The sequence below is a fragment of the Embleya sp. NPDC005575 genome, from assembly GCF_040605455.1.
In the GTDB taxonomy this organism is placed as follows: Bacteria; Actinomycetota; Actinomycetes; order Streptomycetales; family Streptomycetaceae; genus Embleya.
In genome coordinates this window covers 1-2,695 of sequence record NZ_JBEXCV010000324.1, presented here as the reverse complement: position 1 = coordinate 2,695, position 2,695 = coordinate 1, and the positions used below count along the sequence as shown (strand labels likewise).

Genomic DNA, 2,695 nt, shown 5'->3' with positions numbered 1-2,695 from the left:
GCGGCGGCGCGGCGAACGGCGGAGCGGCGGCGGGCAACGACGCCGGCGGCACCGGTCAGGGCGCCGCACACGGCGACCGGACGTCGAACGCGGGCTTCGGATCGGAACTCGGCTAGGCGCCGCGGCTCAGTCGCCCAGCACCCGACGCAGGTAGTCGTTGCCGAAGCGGCGCTCCGGATCCACCCGGTTCCGGAGCGCCGTGAAGTCGGCGAACCTCGGGTAGAGCTTCGCGAAGTAGTCCGCGTCGCGGGTGTGCATCTTGCCCCAGTGCGGACGCCCGCCGTGCCCGACCATGATCTTCTCCACCTCGGTGAAGTACCGCTCGTGCGGCGTCCCCTTGTACATGTGCACCGCGATGTAGGCGGTATCGCGGCCGTACGCCGTGGACATCCACAGATCGTCCGCCGGGGCCACCCGCACCTCGACCGGGAAGCTGATCGGCAGATCGGCGGCCTCGACGAAGGCGCGCACCTCGGCCAGCGCCGACGTCGCCGCCTCGCGCGGCAGGGCGTACTCCATCTCGATGAAGCGCACCCGGCGCGGGCTGGTGAACACCTTGTGCGAGGTGTCCGAGTAGGTCCGCGCCGACAACGCGCGGCTGGACAGCCGTGCGATCGAGGGCACCGTTTTCGGCGCGCGCCGACCCACCCGGCAGGCGAGCGAGAACACGCCGTTGGACAACAATTCGTCGTCCAGCAGGAAACGCGCCTTCGAAAGTGGCTTCGCCGGTCCCTCGATCCGGTTGTTGCGCTTCACGTTGCAGTTGTCGGTGTGCGGAAACCAATAGAACTCGAAATGTTCGTTGTCGGCGCACAACGCGTCGAAGTCGGCCAGCACCGCGTCGAACTTCATCGGTTCCTCGCGCGCCTCCAGCACAAAGCTCGGCTCCACCGCGAACGTCAGTGCGGTCACGATGCCCAGCGCGCCCAGACCCACTCGGGCGCCCGCGAACAGTTCCGCGTTCTCGGTCGGCGAGCACGTGGTGATCTCGCCGTCCGCCAGCACGATCTCCATGCCCCGGATCTGCGCCGCGAGCGAACCGGACGCCCGCCCGGTGCCGTGCGTGCCGGTGGAGGTGGCGCCCGCCAGGCTCTGCACCGCGATGTCGCCCATGTTGGTGAGCGCCAGGCCGTAGCCGGTGAGCAGCGTGTTGAAGTCGCGCAGCCGCGTCCCGGACCCGACCGTGACGGTGCCCGCCGCGCGGTCGAGGGCGTGCACCTCGGTCAGCCCCTCCGGCCGGATCTGCACCCCATCGGTGACCGCGACCGAGGTGAACGAGTGCCCGGCGCCGACGGCCTTGACCGCGAGACCGCGCCCGGCGGCCCGGCGCACGGCGGCCGAGATCTCCTCGGCGGACCTCGGGGTGAGCACCGAGTGCGGCCTCGCGGACTGGTTCCCGGACCAGTTCCGCCAGGTGGGGGGCGTCTTGGAGACGGCGGGGGTGGCGCTGCTCAACGGGTTCCTCCTGGGGTCGCCGTGGGATCAGCCGGACATTACTCGCCGGTCACCGGACCGGGAAGGGGTCGCGCGTGGTTGCGCCGCAACTCACGCCCGCGCGGGCGGGGGAGTTGGGGACCGCGGGGTCCGCGATGCGAGGATCACAGGCATGCACGCGACCCAGGCCCCCGACCCCAGTCCGTTCGACGCGCTCCTGGTGCTCTCCTTCGGCGGTCCGGACGCCCCCGACGAGGTGCTCCCGTTCCTGGAGAACGTGACCGCGGGACGCGGGGTGCCCCGCGAACGCCTCGAGGAGGCCGCCGGCCACTACGCGCATTTCGGCGGCGCCAGCCCGATCAACGCGCACAACCGCGCCCTGATCGCGGCGGTCGAGACCGACCTGGCCGCGCACGACGTGCGGCTGCCGGTGTACTGGGGCAACCGCAACTGGCGTCCGTACCTGGCGGACACCGTGCGGCGGATGGCCGACGACGGGATCCGCCGGGCCGCGGTCCTGGTGACCAGCGCGTACGCGTCCTACTCGGGCTGCGCGCAGTATCACGAGAACCTGCTCGAAGCCCGTGCCGAAGTCGGCGACCGGGCCCCCACGTTCGACAAGCTGCGGCACTTCTTCAACCACCCCGGCTTCGTCGAACCGCTCGTGGACCACGTGGTGGCCGCGTTGGCCGAACTGCCCGAGCCGGTACAAGACGGCGCCCGGCTGGTGATGGTCACCCACTCGATCCCCACGGTCACCGCGCGCACCGCGGGCCCGGCCGGCGGCGGCTACGTCGCACAACACCGGGAGACCGCGCGCCTGGTCGCCGAGGGCGTCGCACGGGTGCTCGGACGCGAGCACGACTGGGACCTGGTGTACTCCAGCCGCAGCGGCCCGCCGCAAGTGCCGTGGCTGGAGCCCGACGTCAACGACCACCTCGTGGAACTGGGCGGCGACGACGAGGTGTCGGCGGTGGTGCTGGTACCGATCGGGTTCCTGTCGGACCACATGGAGGTGGTCTACGACCTGGACGTGGAGGCCGCCGCGACCGCCGCACGGATCGGGCTGCCGGTGAGCCGGGCCGCGACCACCGGCGCCGACCCCAGGTTCGTCGGCGCGGTGCGCGAGCTGGTGCTCGAACGCGCTGCCACGGCGCGCGGCGAGGTCCCCGCGCGCTGCGCGCTCGGTGCGCTCGGCGCCGCGCACGACGTGTGCCCGGTCGGTTGTTGCCCCGACCCGCGGGCGCTGCGCGCCGACCCG

2 protein-coding genes are annotated in these 2,695 nt (G+C 72.1%); one reads left to right on the top strand and one right to left on the bottom strand.

The window, feature by feature from the left end; translation table 11 throughout:
- Positions 1 to 126 precede the first annotated feature (126 nt).
- Entirely contained in the window at positions 127 to 1,455 is a 1,329-nt protein-coding gene (locus tag ABZS54_RS42710; protein WP_355548795.1) for a D-arabinono-1,4-lactone oxidase, read from the bottom strand.
- Positions 1,456 to 1,606: 151 nt separating this feature from the next.
- On the opposite strand from ABZS54_RS42710, the gene ABZS54_RS42705 reads away from it, so the two are divergent.
- Positions 1,607 to 2,695 (top strand): ferrochelatase (locus ABZS54_RS42705; protein ID WP_355548792.1); only part of this gene is annotated, 1,089 nt, incomplete at its 3' end.